This window comes from Aeromonas sp. R7-1, assembly GCF_040908115.1.
Taxonomy (GTDB): domain Bacteria; phylum Pseudomonadota; class Gammaproteobacteria; order Enterobacterales; family Aeromonadaceae; genus Aeromonas; species Aeromonas caviae.
Window position 1 is genome coordinate 18,442 of sequence record NZ_JBFODD010000048.1, and the last position, 15,053, is coordinate 33,494.

The 15,053-nt window shown below is 59.3% G+C and carries 11 protein-coding genes; 7 read left to right on the top strand and 4 right to left on the bottom strand.

Annotated elements, in window-relative coordinates; all coding sequences use genetic code 11:
- The first annotated feature begins 107 nt into the window (after positions 1-107).
- Positions 108-3,170: an efflux RND transporter permease subunit gene (locus tag AB5Y51_RS12565; RefSeq protein ID WP_042017492.1), complete on the top strand. Its 3,063-nt coding sequence runs from the start codon at positions 108-110 to the stop codon at positions 3,168-3,170.
- 15 nt (positions 3,171-3,185) lie between these two features.
- Positions 3,186-4,229: an efflux RND transporter periplasmic adaptor subunit gene (locus tag AB5Y51_RS12570; RefSeq protein ID WP_368178533.1), complete on the top strand. Its 1,044-nt coding sequence runs from the start codon at positions 3,186-3,188 to the stop codon at positions 4,227-4,229.
- 68 nt (positions 4,230-4,297) lie between these two features.
- On the opposite strand, the gene pyk is transcribed toward AB5Y51_RS12570, so the two are convergent.
- Together pyk and AB5Y51_RS12580 are read right to left on the bottom strand one after the other, a co-directional pair.
- Positions 4,298-5,737: a pyruvate kinase gene (pyk, locus tag AB5Y51_RS12575; protein WP_041214849.1), complete on the bottom strand. Its 1,440-nt coding sequence runs from the start codon at positions 5,735-5,737 to the stop codon at positions 4,298-4,300.
- Positions 5,738-5,897: 160 nt separating this feature from the next.
- A complete protein-coding gene (locus AB5Y51_RS12580) occupies positions 5,898-6,752 on the bottom strand; it encodes a MurR/RpiR family transcriptional regulator (protein WP_029314760.1) in 855 nt (284 codons plus the stop codon).
- Positions 6,753-7,100: 348 nt separating this feature from the next.
- On the opposite strand from AB5Y51_RS12580, the gene glk reads away from it, so the two are divergent.
- Positions 7,101-8,069, top strand: a complete 969-nt coding sequence (gene glk, locus AB5Y51_RS12585; protein ID WP_039041241.1) for a glucokinase — start codon at positions 7,101-7,103, stop codon at positions 8,067-8,069.
- Positions 8,070-8,438: 369 nt separating this feature from the next.
- Here the strand turns inward: glk and AB5Y51_RS12590 are convergent, their stop codons facing one another.
- Positions 8,439-9,821 carry an ATP-binding protein gene (locus tag AB5Y51_RS12590; protein WP_182721663.1) on the bottom strand — a complete coding sequence of 461 codons (1,383 nt, stop codon included), beginning with the start codon at positions 9,819-9,821 and terminating at the stop codon, positions 8,439-8,441.
- Entirely contained in the window at positions 9,821-10,495 is a 675-nt protein-coding gene (locus AB5Y51_RS12595) for a response regulator (protein WP_162540546.1), read from the bottom strand. Before AB5Y51_RS12595 ends, AB5Y51_RS12590 begins: the two co-directional genes overlap by 1 nt.
- Positions 10,496-11,467: 972 nt before the next feature.
- On the opposite strand from AB5Y51_RS12595, the gene rfbB reads away from it, so the two are divergent.
- From rfbB to rfbC, 4 genes are all read left to right on the top strand, one after another.
- Positions 11,468-12,589, top strand: a complete 1,122-nt coding sequence (gene rfbB / locus AB5Y51_RS12600) for a dTDP-glucose 4,6-dehydratase (protein WP_368178534.1) — start codon at positions 11,468-11,470, stop codon at positions 12,587-12,589.
- Positions 12,589-13,476, top strand: a complete 888-nt coding sequence (gene rfbD / locus AB5Y51_RS12605) for a dTDP-4-dehydrorhamnose reductase (protein WP_368178535.1) — start codon at positions 12,589-12,591, stop codon at positions 13,474-13,476. The genes rfbB and rfbD overlap by 1 nt, the downstream gene beginning before the upstream one ends.
- A gap of 83 nt (positions 13,477-13,559) precedes the next feature.
- Positions 13,560-14,438 (top strand): glucose-1-phosphate thymidylyltransferase RfbA, encoded by an 879-nt coding sequence (rfbA, locus tag AB5Y51_RS12610; RefSeq protein WP_201888413.1) that lies wholly within the window; start codon positions 13,560-13,562, stop codon positions 14,436-14,438.
- 62 nt (positions 14,439-14,500) lie between these two features.
- Complete coding sequence (gene rfbC / locus AB5Y51_RS12615; RefSeq protein WP_201888412.1) at positions 14,501-15,049, top strand: dTDP-4-dehydrorhamnose 3,5-epimerase; 549 nt, start codon at positions 14,501-14,503, stop codon at positions 15,047-15,049.
- Positions 15,050-15,053 lie beyond the last annotated feature (4 nt).

The following is a 15,053-nucleotide window of genomic DNA, read 5'->3' on the forward strand; positions in this document are numbered from 1 at the left end:
AGGCATTTACAAGGTCGATTAATTCCAGTTTAATGCAATGGCCCCCACCCTTGGGGCAGGAAGCAAGGCCATCGGAATGGCCGATAACAACAACTCAGGAAGAGTGAATGAACCTCGCCAAAACGGCGATCGAACGCCCCATCTGGGTGGCGGTCTCGGTCGTGCTGATTTTTTTGCTGGGCCTGCTCAGCATCCGGGGACTGCCCGTCCAGCTGTTTCCCGACATAGACCGTCCTCACCTCAATATCACGGTGGACTGGCGCTCGGCCTCGCCCCAGGAGATGGAGTCGGAGATAACCGATCCCATCGAGCAGGAGATGCAGGGGGTACAGGGGCTCAAGAGTCTCAGCAGCAACAGCTACCCCGGCTTCACCGAAATCGACATGGAGTTTGCTCTCGGCACCGACATGCAGCGGGCCCAGCTTGACGTCATCTCCCGCCTGAACCGGGTCTCGGGGCTGCCGGACAACATCGGTGGTCCTTACGTCAACAACTACAGCAGCAACGACACCCTGACCTTCTTCTTCATCCAGCAACTGCCCGGCGCCAAGGGGGAGATAGACGATCACCAGGCGCTGATCGAGGCGAGGGTCAAGCCCGAGCTGGAGCGGATCCCCGGGGTGTCCACGGTCGACATCGAGGGGATCAACGAGCGCCAGATCCAGATCCGCTTCGACCCTTACCGCGCCGCCGAGCTTGGGGTGGAGATCCCGGTGCTCGCCAGCCGGGCAACGACGGGCTGGGATGTGTCGGCCGGGACCCTCGACATTGGACGCTGGGAGTACAAGCTGCGCTTTGCCGGTCGCTATGACGTGGCGGCCCTGGGGGACAAGGTGGTGGACTGGCGTGACGGCCTGCCCATCTATCTGCGGGACGTTGCCGAGATCAGAGTGGCCCGGGAGGAGAACCCGGTGCTGCGCATCCAGAACGGCAACACCGCCATCGCGGCGCAGATCTTCAAGGAGAGCGGCGCCAATGCCCTGGCGGCGCTCGAGGGGATCAAGGCCAAGGTCGGGGAGCTCAACCGGGAGGTGCTGGAGCCGGTCGGCCTGCACATGGAGCAGTCGTTTGACGCTTCCCTCTACATCAACCGGGCGGTGAGCATGGTGACCGCCAACCTGGGGCTCGGGGTGCTGCTCTCCTGCGCCATCCTCTGGGTCTTTCTACGCCAGCTCAAGGCGACCCTGATGATTGCGATCGCCATCCCCATCAGCATCATGCTCACCTTCTGCCTGCTCAAGGTGATGGGGCGGACCCTCAATATCATCTCCCTTGCGGGCATTGCGTTTGCGGTCGGCATGGTGCTCGACGCCGCCATCGTGGTGCTGGAGAGCATCTACCGGCGCCATGAGCGGGGTGACATCAGCAAGGGAGAGGCGGCGCTGGAGGGCACCCGCCGGGTGTGGACCGCTCTGGTGGCGTCCACCCTGACCACGGTCGCCATCTTCCTGCCTGTGCTCCTGCTCAACGACGTGGAAGGGCAGTTGTTTGCCGATCTTGCGCTCACCATCGCCTGCGCGGTGACCGTCTCCATGGTGGTGGCGGTGACTGTGTTGCCTGCGGTGGCGGCGCGCTGGATGGGGCACGAGCGGCTGATTGATCCCTTTGAGCGCCTGTGGTGCCGCGTCACCCGTCATGTGATCCGCTGGACTGCCACCGCCCCCAGGCGCTGGGCCATCATCGTCCTGATGATGACGGGGCCTGTGCTGGTGAGCTGGTTGATGTTACCCAAGATGAACTACCTGCCGGATGTGAAGCGGGACGCCATCGACGTCTGGATGAGTTTCACCCCCGGGGTCAATCTCAAGGCCCAGCGGGAGGAGGTGATCGATACCCTGATTGCCCGCCTCGACCCCTATATGAAAGGGGAGAAGGAGCCTGTCCTCAAGAACTACTACATCCTGCGCTACCCGGGCGGTGCCCAGATCGGGGTGCGGCCAAAGGAGGATAACCAGATCAAGGTGCTGGAGCAGCTCTTGATGAAGCAATTGCTGGTGGGCATTCCCGACACCCGGGTGTTTGGCGGTCAGGGGTCCCTGTTTGGCGGTTTTGACAGTGAAAACAGCATCTCCCTGCTGATCCAGGGGGGTGGGCTACCCGAACTCTATCAGGCGGCCAGGGAGAGCATGACCATAGTGCAGCGGGACTTGCCCGGCGCCCAGGTCAGGCCAGAGCCCGGACTCGATTTCACCGCTCCCGAGCTTCGGCTGGTGCCCCAGGACAGGCGCCTGGCCGAGGTGGGCTGGGATCGCTCCCCCATGCCCGCCATCATCCAGACCTTTGGCGATGGTCTGCGGGTCGGCGAATATTTCGACGGGGATGAGCGGCTCGACATCCTGCTGATGGGGCAGGCCTCCGCCAACCCAGACGAGCTCAAGGCGGTGCCGCTTGCTACCCCGTCCGGGCGCATCGTTCCCCTTGGGGAACTGCTGCGGGTGGAGCCGCAACTCGGGCCTGAGAGCATCTTCCGATCCGATGGGCGGCGCAGCATCAGCCTGCAGATTTCCCCCCCTGCGGGGATGAGCATGGAGCAGGTGCTCGACACCCTGCAGCACAAGAGCTTTGCCGCCATCCGGCCGTTGCTGCCGGCCGGGGGGGAGCTGCGGGTCGCCGGCAATGCCGACAGCCTGCAGCAGGCGCTCGGCAACCTCGGCAGCATCTTCCTGTTCGCCGTGATGATACTGCTCATTCTGTTGTGGGGGGTCTTCGCCTCCCTCAAGGATGCCGTGCTGGTGCTGCTCACCTTGCCGCTCGCCACCGTCGGCGGCGTGCTGGCGCTGCACCTGAGCGGTCTGGTGGCGCCGCTGCCGATGGACTTGCTCACCATCATCGGCTTCGTCATCCTGCTCGGGTTGGTGGTCAACAACGCCATTCTGCTGGTGCACCAGACCAGGATGGCCGAGCGGGAGGGGATGAGCCGACAGTCGGCAGTCACCGATGCTCTGCAAAGCCGGATGCGTCCCATCGCCATGACCAGCCTCACCAGCATCTTCGGCATGCTGCCCCTGATGCTGAGTCCGAGCGAGGGGAGCGAAATCTACCGGGGGCTGGCCACCGTCATCGTCGGCGGCATGAGTTGCAGCACCCTCTTCACCCTGATCCTGTTGCCCGCCTTCCTGCGGTTGGGGGAGCAGACCGACATACCGCACGCCCTTCGGCAGCGTGCCTGAGCAAGGAGCTCATCGATGACACAAGGTTTCACAAGGATAGTGGTGGGGGCTCTGCTGCTGGCTGGCGGGCTGCCTGCGCTTGCACAAAGCAAGATGGTGACGCTGGCGGAGGTGGCCCAGGGAGAGGCGGGGGCCAGCATCTGGGTCAGCGGAACGGTGGCAAGCCGCCAGCAGGCGGCGCTCAGCGCCGAAGTGAGCGGTCGGGTGGAGTGGATAGCCGAGTTTGGCAGCCGGGTGAAGACGGGGGACGAGTTGCTGCGCCTGGACAGCGCGACCCTGCGCCTCTCGCTGGAGCAGGCGAGGGCGGAACAAGCCAGAGAGGGGAGCAACCTGCGTTACGCTCGCGCCGAGTTCCAGCGCCTGGATCGTTTGCACCAGCAAAAGAGTGCCTCCCAGAGCCAGTATGACAAGGCGCGCTATGACGTGGAGCAGGCTGAGCTGGCCGATCAGCTGGCGCGGGTGCAGGTGCGCCAGATTGAGGAGCAGCTGCGCAGAACCCGCATCTTTGCCCCGTTTGACGGAGTGGTGAATGAACACTTCATCCAGCCGGGGGAGCATGTGGATGCGGGCGAACAGGCGCTTGAGCTGGTCAATCCGGACCAGCCGGACATCCGGTTGCGTGCGCCTATTGCCTGGGCCCGGCAACTGGCCACCCAGGCCCGGTTGCGGGTGGAAGGGGAGCAGCTCAGCAGCCACGCCATCTATTACCAGCGGGCGGCGAGCGCCGATCCCAAGTCCCGGCTCATCGAGCTGCGCCTCAAGCCGGAAGCGGGTACCTTCATCATCGGCTCGCCGGTGCGGGTGGCGCTGCCGATGGGAGAGCAGCACACCATGCTGCTGCCACGGGATGCCCTGGTGCTCGGCACCGAGGGAAGCGTGGTCTATCAGGTGGAGCAGCACGGCGAGGCGCTCACGGTGAACCGGGTGCCGGTCACCGTGCTGTTCGGGGACAGCCGGGAGGTGGCGGTGAGTGGCGCCCTCAAGCAGGGAGACAAGGTGGTGGTGCGCGGCGCCGGCAGCCTGCAGGATGGGGACAAGGTGGAGCTGTTTCGCGGTTGAACCTGGGGCTGATCCCATAAAAAAACGGCTCCCGCGGGAGCCGTTTTTGTTGCAGGGAGGAGGGGCGATTACTCGACCATCATCACCTTGCAGGTGTTGGTGCTGCCGACGGTCTCCATCTTGTCGCCGTGGGTGAGCAATACCATGTCGCCGCTTTGCAGCAGTCCCTTGGCCTTGAGCACGTCCAGCGCGTCGCGGCACACCTCGTAGACCGGTTTGGTCTCGTCGCCATCAAACAGCACGGGGGTGACGCCGCGGTAGAGGTTGGCCCAGGCCAGGGTCTTGTTGTGAGGAGACATGGCGAAGATGGGCAGGCCGGAGCTGATGCGGGACATCAGCAGCGGGGTGGTGCCCGACTCGGTCAGCGCCACGATCGCCTTGACCCCTTCCAGGTGGTTGGCCGCATACATGGTGGACATGGCCACCGCCTCTTCCACCGAGGTGAAGGTGTAGCTCATGCGGTGGTTGGAGACGTTCAGGCTCGGGTGCTTCTCGGCGCCCACACAGACGCTGGCCATGGAGGTCACGGTCTCGATGGGGAACTGGCCGGCGGCGGTCTCGGCGGAGAGCATCACCGCATCGGTACCGTCCAGCACGGCGTTGGCCACGTCCATGACTTCGGCACGGGTCGGGAGAGGCGCGTTGATCATGGACTCCATCATCTGGGTCGCGGTGATGACCACGCGATTCAGGCGGCGGGAGTGGCGAATGAGCTTCTTCTGCACACCCACCAGTTCGGGGTCGCCGATTTCGACACCCAGGTCACCACGGGCCACCATGACGGCATCGGAGCCGAGGATGATGTCTTCCATCGCCTCGTCGCTGGCGACGGTCTCGGCGCGCTCGACCTTGGCCACGATCTTGGCGTTGGAGCCGGCTTCGCGGGCCAGTTCGCGGGCGTAGCGCAGATCATCGCCGCTGCGGGGGAAGGAGACCGCCAGGTAGTCCACGTTCATGCGGGCGGCGGTCTTGATGTCTTCCTTGTCCTTCTCGGTCAAGGCCGGGGCGGAGAGGCCGCCACCTTTCTTGTTGATGCCCTTGTTGTTGGAGAGAGGGCCGGCCACGGTCACCGTGGTGTGGATGCGGGTGCCTTCGACCTGTTCGACCTTCAGTTGCACGCGGCCATCGTCCAGCAGCAGGATGTCACCGGATACCACGTCCTGCGGCAGGCTCTTGTAGTCGATGCCGACCTGCTCCTGGCAGCCTTCGCCCTTGCCGAGGGCGGCATCGAGAATGAACTTGTCACCGATGGCGAGGTAGATCTTGCCATCCTTGAAGGTGGAGACGCGGATCTTGGGGCCTTGCAGATCGCCCATGATGGCCACGTGGCGGCCCAGCTTGGCGGCGATGTCACGCACCTGGTTGGCGCGCTGGATATGATCTTCAGGAGTGCCGTGGGAGAAGTTCATCCGCACCATGTCGGCACCGGCGCGAATGATCCCCTCGAGAATGCCGTCGCGATCGGTCGCCGGACCGAGTGTGGTAACAATCTTTGTACGTCTTGGCATGAAAGACTCCAATGTGAAGTTGATATGACTTGAAATACTGCCCCGTCAAGCATGTGGCATGGCGCCAACTGGCAGGCCATCTGGGTGGCCTTGTTTGATTGAATTTCGATACTACACCAAGCCCGTTGGCATAGACAGTCGGGGGCGGACCCCCGAATGATCAGGAGGAGTGCGGGGTATCAAAGCGGGATTCGCGCAAACCTTCTTTGACTTTCTTCAGGTTTTCGCGAAATTTCATGCCACGGCGCAGGGTGAAACCGGTGGCCAGCACGTCCACCAGGGCGAGCTGGGCGATGCGCGAGGCCATGGGCATGTAGACGTCGGTGTCTTCCGGCACGTCCATGGAGAGCACCAGGTTGCATTCGCGGGCCAGGGGAGAGTCCTTGGCGGTCATGCCGATGACGGTGGCATCGTTTTCCCGGGCCAGCGCGGCAATTTCCACCAGGGCCTTGGTGCGGCCGGTGTGGGAGATGAGGACCACCACGTCCCCTTCACTGCTGTTGATGCAGCTCATGCGCATCATGACGATGTCATCGAAGCTCACCACCGGGATATTGAAGCGGAAGAACTTGTTCTGGGCATCCCGGGCGACGGCGGAGGAGGCGCCCAGACCAAAGAAGCTGATCTTCTTGGACTGGGTCAGAATATCGACGCAGCGGTTGATGGCCGAGATGTCCAGGCTGTTCTTGGCGGCATCAAGGCAGGCCATGGTGGATTCGAAGATCTTGGCGGTATAGGTATCCGGGCCGTCTTCCGCTTCCACGTGGCGGTTCACATAAGGGGTGCCGTTGGCCAGGCTCTGGGCCAGGTGCAGCTTGAAATCGGGGAAACCCTTGGTATCGAGGCGACGGCAGAAACGGTTGACGGTCGGTTCGCTCACATCGGCCAGCTTGGCCAGGGTAGCAATGCTGGAGTGAATGGCGGTCTGGGGTGAGGCCAGGATCACTTCAGCCACCTTACGCTCTGATTTACTGAAACTTTCCAGATTGTTCGTAATTTTATCGAGGGTATTCATCATTACCACCAGGCATTTTTGTAATTTAACTTCAGTGTCTGTGCACTAAATTCACAGCTCAAGCAGGTTTCCAGTCTCCGCGATGACTATACAAGACAAGCGCTTATCGGAACTAATCTCGGCCCTGCAAAGTATGACTCATGTCTAATTATTTCGTGTTTTTAGTTGCAAACTTCCATTTGCGTCTTGAAAACGCTTACAAATGTTGCAAAGCAACAACACTGTGAGCGGGCGCACACTTGTCTGCATAAATCGCGCAGCTCGGCTGCGGGCTCGAGTAGTATTGCAGCCAAATAATAATGTCGGGACGGTAAGGGCCGCCCCGAGTCGGTAACGAAGGAGTTTGTTATGCAGCATACCCATGCGCTGGTGGGCGACGTTGGCGGTACCAATGCCCGGCTGGCCCTCTGCGAACTGGCGACGGGCGCCATTTCCCAGGCAAAAACCTATTCGGGGCTGGCCCATCCCAGCCTGGAGGCAGTGGTGCGCCTCTATCTCGAAGAGCACGATGCCACCGTGGGCGAGGCGTGCATCGCCATCGCCTGTCCCATCAACGGTGACTGGGTCGCCATGACCAACCACAGCTGGGAGTTCTCCATCCGCGAGATGCAGGCCAACCTCGGCCTGGCGCGCCTGCAGGTGATCAACGATTTCACTGCCGTCTCCATGGCGGTGCCCGTGCTCGGCGAGAGCGATCGCATCCAGCTCGGGGGCGCGGCTCCGGTAGCCGGCAAGCCCATCGCCATCTATGGCGCAGGGACCGGCCTTGGGGTCGCCCACCTGGTGCAGGCCGGTGAGCAGTGGCTGAGCCTGCCAGGTGAGGGCGGTCACGTAGACTTCGCCGCCAACACGGAAGAGGAAGATGCGGTGCTGCAGGTGATGCGCGGCGAGCTGGGCCATGTGTCGGCAGAGCGTTTCCTCTCGGGCCCCGGGCTCGTCAATCTCTATCGCGGCCTGGTCAAATCCGATGGCCGCGAGCCCGAACCCTTTGCCCCCAAGGACATCACCGAGCGCGCGCTGGCGGGGGATTGCCTCGATTGCCGTCGCACCTTGAGCCTGTTCTGCGTGCTCATGGGTCGCTTTGCCGGCAACCTGGCCCTCAACATGGGCACCTTCGGCGGTGTCTACATCGCCGGTGGCATAGTGCCGCGCTTCCAGGAGTTCTTCATCGGATCGGGCTTTCGGGTCGCCTTCGAGGACAAGGGGCGCTTCAAGCCTTATCTAAAAGACATTCCGGTCTTCCTCATCACCCATGAAGGGCCGGGGCTGCTCGGGGCGGGAGCCTATCTGCGCCAGTCGCTTGGGATCCGTCTCTGAGCCTTGCCAGGGTGAACATGGTTCAGTCCCGATTCAGTGACTAGGGCGTAAAGTGAACCTACGTACTCAAGAGGACGGGGCTTCATAGGGAATTGAAACCGGTCTTCATCCGCTGGGTGCGCATTGTCACCTGACAAGCCTGAACTGTTTTACCGGCCCTCGCGGCCGGTTTTTTTATGCCTGTCGTTTCTGCGCGAGCATGGGGCTGAGGGGAGCGGCAGGCCAGCTTCTGATGGGGGAGCAAGCTCGTCAGCCTCGCTGCCATGTGCTTGGCCTGGTCGAAGCATAAGGAGTGAGGCGTGAGACAGAGAAAGCACCGGGATGGCAATGTCCGAATGCGGCAGGAGCCAGGTACTGGCTCCTGCGCTGTCAGGGGAGGGTGATGTGGAATCTCGCGCCGCCGAGCGGGGAGTCATCCACCCGGATCTCGCCGCCGTAGCTGTGCACGATTTCGGTCACCACGGCGAGGCCAATCCCCTGGCCGGGGGAGCTGTCAGCCCGCACGCCGCGCTGGAAGATCTGTTGCGATTTGCCGGGGGCGATGCCGGGGCCGTCGTCTTCCACCACGATGAGCAGACCGCTCTCCCGGTGGCGGACATGAACCCGGATCTCGCTGATGGCGAACTTGCAGGCGTTGTCCAGCAGGTTGCCCATCAGCTCCATCAGATCGCCCTGCTCGCCGTGAAAGAAGACATCGTCGTCAAACTGGAAGCCGGTCTGCAGCTTCTTGTGGCGATAGACCTTGGCGAGGCTGGCCAGCAGCTTCTCGATGAGGGGAACCGGTTCGGTGCCCTTGCTCGCGAGGCGCTTTCGCCCGGTGACGGCGCGGCGCAACTGGTACTGGATGATCTGATCCATGGTGGTGATCTGTTCATTGATGTTGTCATGGATGTCGTGGCCGAGCTTGAGCTCCTGGGCGGTGATCTGGATGAGCGCCAGCCGGGTTTTCAGGCTGTGGGCGAGATCGTTGAGGGCGTGCTGGTAGCGCTGGGTCTGCTGGCGTTCGTTCTCCAGCAACTGGTTGACCGAGCTTGTCAGGGGAGTCAGTTCGCGCTCGTAGTCGTTTGACAGTGCCTCTCGCGTACCGGCGCGGATCTCGTCAATCTGGCGCGCCATGGTACGCAGGGAGGAGAGGCTCCAGAAACTGGTGAGCAGCAACAGAGCGCCCAGCAGACAGTAGGCGAGCAGCGCCTGGCGAATGCAGCGGTAGAGGTAATCGCGGGTCTGGGCCTGATAGCGCCTGGCGGAATCGACCATCACCACGTAGTAGGTGGTGGGGCCGGCGCCATGATTGCGCAGGAAACGCAGGCTGTAGATGAAGTAGCTCTCGCCGTTCTTGATGGTATGCAGCTTGAAGAAATAGTCCTGATCCAGTCCCCCTAGGTATCTCATCAGATCCCGGCAGATGGTCTCCTTGATGGAGACCACCTCCGGCATGTGCAGGCTGGACCAGCTCAGCTCCCCGTCGGCGCGGCAGATCAGGGTGTCGAGATTGGGATCGATGGCATCCGGGGTGAGCTTGCCAAGATCCGTCATGGCATGGGGCTCCGGCTGCTTGGACGAGAACAGCTTGGAGAGGTTCTCCTGCATGCGGACACTGGCTTTCTGGGCCTGCTCCTCGGCATGGCCGAGGTAGAGTATGTAGACGGAGAAGGCCATGATGAGCGCGATGACCAGCATGGCACTCAGCATCAGCTTGAGGTGCAGGGAGCGGCGGATCAGGGTCAGGGGATGCAACATGGCAAGGCGCATCAGCTGCAGGCGAGGTTGAAGATGTAGCCTTGGCGGCGGATGGTGGAGATGGGCTGGATGCTCCCTTCCGGATCCAGTTTTTTGCGAAGCCGGCTCACCATCACCTCGATGGTGTTGGGATCCCCTTCACCATCCCCATAGAGCTGATCCAGCAACTGCTGTTTGGAGACCACCTGACGGGCATTTCGCATCAGGTATTCCAGGATCAGATATTCGAAACTGGTCAGCACAGTGACCTCGCCGGCGATGGTCAGCTCCTTGCGGGAGAGATCCAGCTCGTAGTCACCCGCCTTCACTCTGGGGGAGATGAAGCCGGCGCTGCGGCGTACCAGCGCATTGAGGCGGGCCAGCAGCTCGTCCTTCTGGAAGGGTTTGACCAGGTAGTCGTCCGCCCCGGCCTCCAGTCCTTCCACCTTGTCCTGCCAGTTGCCTCTGGCCGTCAGCACAATGATGGGAAAGGGGATCTGCTGCTCGCGCAGGCGGGTGATGAGCTGAAGGCCATCCATGTCAGGCAGGCCCAGATCGATGATGGCGACATCGATGGGGTAGTCGGCCGCATAGTGCTGCGCCACCTGGGCATTGTCCGTGCTATAAACCTGGTTCTGGGCCTCGGTCAACAGGGTGGAGAGGTGGTGATTGAGCAGCTTGTCGTCTTCAACCAGTAGGATTTTCATAAGATGCATGATGATGAGGGTCCAGGCTGCAATTAGAGGGTCAACAAGAGGGATAGTCAATCCGGATCCTACCTGACCCCGCTGTATCGGGACTGAATCATCCCTGTCTTCTTTCCTCATGCATTTCCCATGATGCAACGCTGTGTCATCAGCCTCGTGTTCAGGCTCGCTATCCGTGCCTGCCGGTTTCTGGGTGTTGAGGGTCAGAGCCGGTGCAGGGGCTGGTCGCGACCATTCTTATCGCACAAGCGGCTTGCCGCTTTCAGCCTGCCGGTACACAGGGGCGGGGGGCCTTGTTGGCGTCAGGCCATCCCCGAGTGCCTGCAAGCGCTTGAGGTATGAATTTAATTGTTTGAAATTAAACATGTTTACATTGCCTTGCCTGGATGCTGGAACAAAGCAGGGCAATCCCCGGCAACGGCTGAGTGGATTCATGGAGGGCGGTATCACATGAATGGTTTTTTTTGAATCCTGATTTCAATAGGCGCTTTCCTATTGTTTTGACTGTTCATCTTTGGGTTAAACAAGATAGAATCTGACCCCGAATCGGGTTTGGGGCGCAGATTGCCCAAGATGTGAGCAATGCAGGCTGTGGACTGCCTGGGTGTGCAATGTAATGCGACAACATTGTTAAACATCAATCAAAACAAGAAGCTGGAGGATGTGATGGCCAACAGCACGGACAATCAGGTTAAAAGCAGCATGTTGGGAGCTGTAACCCAAGGGCGGTAGCATAAGCCTTGTTCACCTTCTGGGCTGACAACGGCATAATCTGCGTTTCCATCAATGTTGTTTTTCCACGCTCCTGAAATAATGCGCCAACCTGCTGAAGTCAATGGATACACTCGACTCCAGCCATTGCGCCATTACACATCATACGCTTGTTCATAATGAGATGTGACGGCATATGGTCGCCAACCATAGCCAGAAATCTCTTTTCCATTTAATCAGATTGCAATCGGGAACCTTTCAATGAAGATCCTCGTGACTGGTGGTGCCGGTTTTATCGGCTCTGCCGTTGTTCGTCATATCATCCGGCATACCCAAGATTCAGTGGTCAACCTCGATAAGTTGACCTATGCGGGCAACCTGGAATCCTTGGCGGCTGTCTCTGCTAGCGACCGCTATGCGTTTGAACAAGTTGACATCTGCAACCGCGCCGAATTGGATCGGGTGTTTGCTACCCATCAACCCGATGCCGTGATGCACCTGGCCGCCGAGAGTCACGTTGATCGATCCATCACCGGCCCTGCCGATTTTATAGAAACCAATATCGTCGGCACCTATATGTTGCTGGAAGCGGCACGTGCCTATTGGAACGGTCTGGATGAGATACGCAAGGCGGCCTTCCGCTTCCACCACATCTCCACCGACGAGGTGTATGGGGATCTGCCCCATCCGGATGAAGTCGCCGCTGGTGAGCCATTGCCACTCTTTACCGAAACCACCCCTTACGCCCCCAGCAGCCCCTATTCTGCCTCCAAGGCCTCCAGTGACCATCTGGTTCGCGCCTGGCGCCGTACCTACGGCCTGCCGACCATTGTCACCAACTGCTCCAACAACTACGGTCCTTACCACTTCCCTGAGAAGCTGATCCCGCTGGTGATCCTCAATGCGCTGGATGGCAAGCCGCTGCCGGTTTATGGCAAGGGCGACCAGATCCGCGATTGGCTCTATGTTGAGGATCATGCGCGTGCACTCTATACCGTGGTCACTACAGGCGTGATCGGCGAGACCTACAACATTGGCGGTCATAACGAGAAACAGAATCTGGACGTCGTTCATACCATCTGCGATCTGCTCGACGAGATGGTACCTCTGTCTCCCTCGCACCTTGGGGGAGAGGGCCGGGGTGAGGGGAGAAGCTACCGCGATCAAATCACCTATGTGGCCGATCGCCCCGGTCACGATCGCCGTTATGCCATCGACGCCAGCAAGATGAGCGCCGAACTCGCCTGGCAACCGCAAGAGACCTTCGAGTCCGGTATCCGCAAGACGGTGCAGTGGTATCTGGATAACCAGCAGTGGGTCAGCAACGTCAAGAGCGGCGCCTACCAATCCTGGATTGAGCAGAACTACGGGGAGCGTACCTGATGCATATTCTGCTGTTTGGCAAAAACGGTCAGGTAGGTTGGGAGCTGCAACGCGCATTGGTGCCGCTGGGTCGTATCACTGCCGTCGATTTTGACTCAACCGATTATTGCGGTGACTTCAGCAAGCCGGCCGGCGTGGCGGAGACTGTTCGCCTGGTGAAGCCTGATGTCATCGTGAACGCAGCAGCCCACACTGCGGTAGACAAAGCCGAGAGCGAGCGGGAGTTTGCCGAATTGCTCAACGCCACCAGTGTGGCCGCTATCGCCAAAGAAGCGGAAGCATTGGGTGCTTGGTTTGTGCATTACTCCACCGATTATGTGTTCGATGGCAGTGGCGAGCTTCCCTGGCTGGAAACCGACACAACGGCACCGCTCAACGTCTACGGTGAGACCAAGCTGGCGGGTGAGCAAGGGGCTGCGTTTTGTTCCCGTCATCTGATCTTCCGCACCAGTTGGGTCTACGCCGCCCGCGGCGCCAACTTTGCCAAGACCATGCTGCGCTTTGGCAAAGAACGTAGCGAGATGTCAGTCATTAATGACCAGTTCGGCGCCCCGACCGGTGCCGAGTTGCTGGCCGATTGCACCGCCCATGCGATCCGCGTGGCGCAGAGCAAACCCGAGGTTGCCGGGCTGTATCATCTGATTGCCTCCGGCACCACCACCTGGTTTGACTACGCCCAGCTGGTGTTTGCCAAAGCCAGAGAGGCCGGGGTTGAACTAGCAGTCACGCAACTTAATGCGGTGCCGACCAGTGCCTTCCCGACCCCTGCCAAACGTCCTCACAACTCTCGTCTTGATACCACTAAATTCCAGTGCACCTTCGATCTGGTGCTGCCGGACTGGAAGGTCGGCGTGGAGCGGATGTTGACCGAGATCCTCGGCAAGTAAATCACTGGCCAAGGGATAAAGTTTAAAAAGTGTGGCCGCAAGCCACCCTTTTCTTTGCAATTTAAAAATAAGAAACAAGCATCATGACCAAACGTAAAGGCATTATTCTGGCCGGTGGCTCTGGCACTCGTCTCTATCCAGTCACCATGGCGGTGAGCAAGCAACTGCTGCCCATATATGACAAGCCGATGATCTACTACCCGCTCAGCACCCTGATGCTGGCAGGTATTCGCGATATTTTGATCATCAGTACGCCACAAGATACTCCCCGTTTTGAGCAATTGCTGGGTGATGGCAGCCAGTGGGGCCTGAATTTGCAATACAAGGTACAGCCAAGCCCGGACGGGTTGGCACAAGCCTTTATTCTGGGTGAAGAATTTATTGGTTCGGATCCCTGTGCGCTGGTGTTGGGCGACAACATCTTCTATGGCCATGATTTGCAGAAACAACTGGAAACTGCAGCAAGTAAAGATAGTGGAGCTACCGTTTTTGCCTACCACGTGCATGACCCTGAGCGTTATGGGGTGGTGGAATTTGATAAAGAGGGCACAGCTATTTCACTGGAAGAGAAGCCACTGGAGCCTAAGAGCAACTATGCGGTCACAGGCCTCTATTTCTACGACAACAGTGTGGTGGAGATTGCCAAGAGTCTGAAGCCATCGCCCCGTGGTGAGCTGGAAATCACCGATGTGAACCGTATCTACCTGGAACAAGGAAATTTATCGGTTGCGATGATGGGCCGTGGTTATGCTTGGCTTGATACCGGTACCCATGAAAGCATGATTGAAGCGAGCAACTTTATTCAGACCATCGAGACGCGCCAGGGGTTGAAGGTGGCCTGCCCAGAAGAGATTGCCTATCGCCAGAAATTTATCAATGCTGACCAAGTTCGTGAACTTGCTGCACCGCTGGCAAAGAATGCGTATGGGCAATATTTGTTCAGAATGGTTACCAAAGCCTGATGTGATATGGGGGAGGGAATATGCTCCTCCCCATAAAAATTGAATTTCATATGGATAGACAGATGAACATAATCAAGACAGCGATTCCTGATGTACTGATATTTGAGCCAAAAGTATTTGGTGATGAGCGTGGTTTTTTCTTTGAGAGCTTCAACCACAAGTTGTTTGAAGAGGCAGTAGGATATCCGGTTACCTTTGTGCAGGATAATCACTCCAAATCCTCGAAAGGGGTACTGCGTGGCTTACACTACCAGCTACAACCACATGCTCAGGGAAAGCTGGTACGGTGTGTTGCTGGTGAAGTGTTCGATGTGGCGGTCGATATCCGCAAAAGCTCACCGACTTTCGGGCAATGGGTTGGAGTTCACCTTTCAGGGGAAAACAAGCGGCAGTTGTGGATCCCGGAAGGGTTTGCTCATGGGTTTGTAACTCTGAGCGAGAGTGCAGAGTTTCTGTATAAGACAACCAGTTATTATTCACCGCAGAGTGAAGGCTCAATTCGGTGGGATGATCCGCAAGTAGCAATTGAGTGGCCTTTTGAAGGCGAGGTCAGTTTATCTAAGAAAGACCAAGAAGCGGTATATTTTAGTTCAGCACTTATGTTCAATTAATACT

Excerpts from the sequence above, each read along its gene's own strand:
- rfbD (WP_368178535.1), top strand. The coding sequence starts at position 12,589 with ATGCATATTCTGCTGTTTGGCAAAAACGGTCAGGTAGGTTGGGAGCTG.
- AB5Y51_RS12570 (WP_368178533.1), top strand. The coding sequence starts at position 3,186 with ATGACACAAGGTTTCACAAGGATAGTGGTGGGGGCTCTGCTGCTGGCT.
- pyk (WP_041214849.1), bottom strand. The coding sequence starts at position 5,737 with ATGCCAAGACGTACAAAGATTGTTACCACACTCGGTCCGGCGACCGAT.
- AB5Y51_RS12565 (WP_042017492.1), top strand. The coding sequence starts at position 108 with ATGAACCTCGCCAAAACGGCGATCGAACGCCCCATCTGGGTGGCGGTC.
- glk (WP_039041241.1), top strand. The coding sequence starts at position 7,101 with ATGCAGCATACCCATGCGCTGGTGGGCGACGTTGGCGGTACCAATGCC.
- rfbC (WP_201888412.1), top strand. The coding sequence starts at position 14,501 with ATGAACATAATCAAGACAGCGATTCCTGATGTACTGATATTTGAGCCA.
- AB5Y51_RS12590 (WP_182721663.1), bottom strand. The coding sequence starts at position 9,821 with ATGCGCCTTGCCATGTTGCATCCCCTGACCCTGATCCGCCGCTCCCTG.
- AB5Y51_RS12595 (WP_162540546.1), bottom strand. The coding sequence starts at position 10,495 with ATGAAAATCCTACTGGTTGAAGACGACAAGCTGCTCAATCACCACCTC.
- rfbA (WP_201888413.1), top strand. The coding sequence starts at position 13,560 with ATGACCAAACGTAAAGGCATTATTCTGGCCGGTGGCTCTGGCACTCGT.
- rfbB (WP_368178534.1), top strand. The coding sequence starts at position 11,468 with ATGAAGATCCTCGTGACTGGTGGTGCCGGTTTTATCGGCTCTGCCGTT.
- AB5Y51_RS12580 (WP_029314760.1), bottom strand. The coding sequence starts at position 6,752 with ATGAATACCCTCGATAAAATTACGAACAATCTGGAAAGTTTCAGTAAA.